Annotated in this window: 5 protein-coding genes and 1 pseudogene; 2 read left to right on the top strand and 4 right to left on the bottom strand. The window is 70.6% G+C overall.

Features of this window, described 5'->3' with window-relative positions; genetic code table 11:
• Positions 1-480 (bottom strand): IS701 family transposase (locus tag Ae505Ps2_RS20585; protein WP_249265393.1); only part of this gene is annotated, 480 nt, incomplete at its 3' end.
• Between the two features lie 96 nt (positions 481-576).
• Between Ae505Ps2_RS20585 and Ae505Ps2_RS31340 the strand changes: the two genes are divergently transcribed.
• Positions 577-1,170: a DUF4352 domain-containing protein gene (locus Ae505Ps2_RS31340; protein ID WP_139320195.1), complete on the top strand. Its 594-nt coding sequence runs from the start codon at positions 577-579 to the stop codon at positions 1,168-1,170.
• 31 nt (positions 1,171-1,201) lie between these two features.
• On the opposite strand, the gene Ae505Ps2_RS20570 is transcribed toward Ae505Ps2_RS31340, so the two are convergent.
• Together Ae505Ps2_RS20570 and Ae505Ps2_RS20565 are read right to left on the bottom strand one after the other, a co-directional pair.
• Entirely contained in the window at positions 1,202-2,347 is a 1,146-nt protein-coding gene (locus tag Ae505Ps2_RS20570; protein WP_075333334.1) for a DUF1972 domain-containing protein, read from the bottom strand.
• Positions 2,348-2,373: 26 nt separating this feature from the next.
• The gene (locus Ae505Ps2_RS20565; RefSeq protein ID WP_233147524.1) at positions 2,374-3,126 is read right to left on the bottom strand and encodes a CDP-alcohol phosphatidyltransferase family protein; all 753 of its coding nucleotides are present in this window, start codon (positions 3,124-3,126) and stop codon (positions 2,374-2,376) included.
• A 392-nt stretch (positions 3,127-3,518) separates the two neighbouring features.
• On the opposite strand from Ae505Ps2_RS20565, the gene Ae505Ps2_RS20560 reads away from it, so the two are divergent.
• Positions 3,519-3,983: a Wzz/FepE/Etk N-terminal domain-containing protein gene (locus Ae505Ps2_RS20560; RefSeq protein ID WP_084786364.1), complete on the top strand. Its 465-nt coding sequence runs from the start codon at positions 3,519-3,521 to the stop codon at positions 3,981-3,983.
• On the opposite strand, the pseudogene Ae505Ps2_RS31335 reads toward Ae505Ps2_RS20560, so the two are convergent.
• A pseudogene (locus Ae505Ps2_RS31335) lies at positions 3,984-4,155 on the bottom strand (IS5/IS1182 family transposase); the annotation flags it as partial.

Here is a 4,155-nt window from a genome sequence, read left to right as displayed (position 1 = left end):
GGGGACATCCGCGCGCTCGCAGCGTTCGCGGTCCTCGGTCCACGAGGTCGGCAGGTAGAGCTCCCGGTCGATCAACGCCCGCCCCCGCTTCGAGGCGTAGGCCAGGAACACACCGAGCTGACAGTTGTCGATCTTCCCGCTGGTGCCGGTGTACTGGCGCTGCACCCCGGCCGAACGCAGGCCCTTCTTGATGAACCCGGTCTCGTCCACGATGAACACCCCCGACGCGGTGTCGGTGAGATGTTGCAGGACGTAGCCGCGCAGGTCGTCGCGGACCCCGTCGACGTCCCAGTCCGCGGTGCGCAGCAGCCGCTGCATCCCGTCCGGCGACATCGCCCCGGCGTGTTCGGCGAGGGTCCAGCCGTTCTTCCGCTCGAGCCCCGCGAGCAGGCCTCGCAGGTAGGTTCCGACCCGCCGGCGCGGCTCGACCCTGCGGAAACGGCCAGAGATCAGCTCCACCACCGCGTCCAACGAGGCCACCCACCCGGCAAGATCAACCACGCGGTGATCATCACCGCCGAACGGCCGTCAGCCTCTCACCACACGCCGAACTGCCGTTGCAGTACTAGGAGCCTCATGCGCAACCCGACGCGTTCCGTCGTCGCCGCTGCGGTCGCCGCTGCAGCAGCTGGCCTGCTCAGCTCGTGCGCGGCGGACAGCACGACGCCGACCGCCGCCCCGGCACCATCGGTCGCCTCGGCACCCTCGGATGCCCCAGCACCCTCGAATGCCTCGGCACCCTCGGATGCCTCTGCACCCTCGGTCCCCTCGCCCGGGGGCCCGCCGCCCGAGCTGGGCCCCACCACGCAGGCCCGGCTCGACTCGCCCACCAACCTCGGCGGGCTCGAGGTCACGGTGACGTCGATCCGGCCCGTCCAGCTGGTTGCCGAGGGGCCGGGAGAGCTCGCCGGGCCCGGCGCCGCGGTGACGATCCGGCTGACGAACCGGACCCCGAAGCCCGTCGACGGCGGCCTCGACGTCAACGCCCGGTACGCCGACAAGGCGGCCAGCGCCAACAGCGGCCCGCCGTCCAAGCCGGCGGGCACCCTCGAACCCGGCGCGTCGACGGATGCCACGTACGCGTTCCTCGTCCCCGCCGACCAGGTCGACCAGCTCAAGCTGTCCATCACCTCGACGAACGCACCCGACATCGTGGTCATCACGCGCTGAGGGCCGGGGTCCGGCGATCGGCCCACGGTCGTCATCGCCGGACCCCCGCCGGGGCGCCGCCGGCCCGGCGACCGCGTCGGGAGCGTCGCCCGGCGTACAGGTCCGCGCACAGCTGCGCGTAACCCTCGGCCACGTCGTCCCAGTCGTAGACGGTCCGCGCCCGACGCCGGGCGTCCGCACCACGCCGGGCCGCCGCCACGGGGTCGGCCTCGACGGCCTCCACCTCACGCGCGAGCGAGTCCGGGGAGGCGAACCACCGGCCCGTCTCGGCCAGCACCTCGCGGTTGAACTCGATGTCCCATGCCACGACCGGCGCACCGGCACCCATCGCGCGCAGCAGCGACGGGTTCGTGCCGCCGACGCTGTGGCCGTGCAGGTAGCTCGCGGCGCCGGCGTAGAGGGAGTTCAGCAGCTCCTGGTCCCAGAGCGACCCGAGCAGACGCACCCGGGGATCGGAGCCCGCCAGGTCACGGACGTGCCGCTCGTGGCTGCTCGGATAGGGAACCGAACCGACCACGACCAGTGGCTTGCTCGCGCGCGAGGCGAGGTACCCCGCGACCACGACGTCGACGTGGTTCTCCGGCTCCATGCGTGCCACCACGAGGTGGAACCCACCGGGCCGCAGCCCCAGCTCGGCCAGCCGCCCCGCGTCCGCGGACTCGATGATCGGGGCGCCGTAGGTCAGCACCACACTGTCCGCGGCATGGCGCCTGCGGTAGTAGGCGGCGATGGCAGCCGCGTCGGCGATCAGCGCGTCGGCGAGGCCGACCGCGACCTTCTCGACGGCGCGGTAGTAGCGCGCGCCGTTGCCCGACCACTTCGCGCGCTTCCATTCCAGTCCGTCGACGTGCACGGCGACCGGAATGCGGGCCGCGCGGATCAGCGGCAGCAGCGGGGCGTTCGCGGCGTTGAAGACCAGGGCCACGTCCGCCCGGTGCCGGAGCAGGTGGGCGACCGACACCGCGGTGTGGCTCAGCGTCTCGATCGACGAGCGGCGCACGGAGGGCAGACGGACCCGCTGCATTCCGCGGTAGGTCGGGCTGCGGTCCTCCCCACGGCAGTACACCGTGACCGTGTGTCCTGCCCGGACGAGCCGGGTTCCGATCTCCTCGACCGCGGTTTCGAACCCGCCGTAGCGGGCGGGCACGCCGCGGGTACCGATCATGGCAATGTGCACGGGTACGTCCTGTTCTCGGAGCCAGGTCAACGGGAGAGCCGGGTCATGTCGCGGAACCACCTCGGTAGTGCGAGCAGCACGTAGCCGGAGGTCCCGACGAGCAGGAGCAGGTAGGCGGGAGCGAAGAACGCGGGCCATCCGGAGACGGCGACCGCGACGCACAGCAGCCCGTAGTCGGTCGGGACGACGGCCAGCGCGCGCACCACGCCGGCCCGACGAGGCGGCGCGTCCTCGCCCGGCCGCGGGTGGGCACGCCGCAGCTGGTCGGTCAGGATCGTCGCGAAGAAGTGCACCGAGGCGACCAGCGCGAACACCACGGGCACGGCCAGCCATCCGGTGCTCACCTCACCGGACCGGAACCAGGCCACCAGGATCGCCAGATGCACCGCCGGGACCTTCGCGCTGTCGAGCACGTGGTCGAGCCACTCCCCGGCCGGGGAGCTGGTCGCGGTCAGCCGCGCGAGCTGACCGTCGGCCGAGTCGAGGGCGTAGCCGATGATCAGGCCGGCCGCCGACAGGATCCCCGTCGCCGGGCCGGCCGGGCCGAGGACCAGCCCGGCGATCGCGGAGAACGAGAACACCGCGCTCAGTGCGGTGACCTGGGTGGGCGACATCCCCGCCTTGAACGCCACCGCGGCGAGGACCCGCCCCAGAGGGCGGTTGACGAAACGCGACCACGCCGGGGTGCCCGGGGTCGGCGGCTTCTGCGCGGCACGCAGCAGCTGCAACACCGGGCGCAGCGGCACGTCACGACGATCGACGAGGCTGCTCGGGGTCACCACGCCCCCTGGTGGACCATGTCCCGCAGAGGGCCCTCGGCCCCCAGGAGCACCGTCACCTCCGCACCGGCGGCGTGCAGCCCGCACACCGGCTCCGGCGTCATGCGGTCCGATCCGTACAGCTCAGCGGACGGGTGTGCGACCAGGACCCCCGTGGACCGCATTCGGAGACAAGCAGGCATCGACCAACCTTTCGCGCATACCCGACCCACGTGTGCAGACAATGCGGACCGGAAGACCAGCACACCCAGAGCCGACCTGACATAAATGGGAAGCGTCGGATTAATTTGGTGCCCGGGTGGCAACGTGGTGGATACTGCGATAAACCAGGTGTCGATGTCCAGCGGTGACGACGATTCTTGCATCGACAGGCCGATAATTCACGACCAGCAATGACTACGACACGGACCGTCGCCGACGTCCGACCACCAGATCCACATGACCCGCTCCTGTTCCGATGGAACGCCCTGCACGCGAAGGGACCGCGCTTGTCTGTCCGCGACCTCTGGATCCTGCTGCGAGACAGTCGTGTCCTCGTCATTGCAGGCATGGCGATCGGCCTGGCCGGCTCGCTGTTCGCCTACGCATGGCTGCCGACCGCATACACGGCGTCGACATCGATGTACGTCGTCGCCACCGGCCCCACGCCGCAGTCCGCGTTCTTGGGGGCCCAGCTCTCCACGGAACGCATGGCGACCTACGCCGATCTGCTCACCTCGCCGCGGGTCGCCGACGCGGTGATCGACAAATTGCGACTGCCGGACACCCCGGACGAGTTGATCGACACATTCGACGCGCGCAATAAAAACAAGTCGACCGCAATTCAGCTCGATGAGGTGTTCTCAGTAGCGGGTTGATCATGTCGTGCGGTCGTACTCGGTGTGGAGTAGTACGAGCGCAGCTGCGGTGATCGCGCCGGTGCGCCAGGGACATAGCGTGACTCGCCGCAACGCGGCGAAGGTGGTCTTGAGCAGGGCGTTTCCGCGTTCGGCCAGAGCACGAAGGGCTGAGTGCAGGGTGTTGACGGTG

The sequence above is a fragment of the Pseudonocardia sp. Ae505_Ps2 genome (assembly GCF_001932425.1).
Lineage (GTDB): Bacteria > Actinomycetota > Actinomycetes > Mycobacteriales > Pseudonocardiaceae > Pseudonocardia.
Note: the sequence above shows the minus strand (reverse complement) of the source record. Positions and strands in the feature narration are given on the sequence as shown.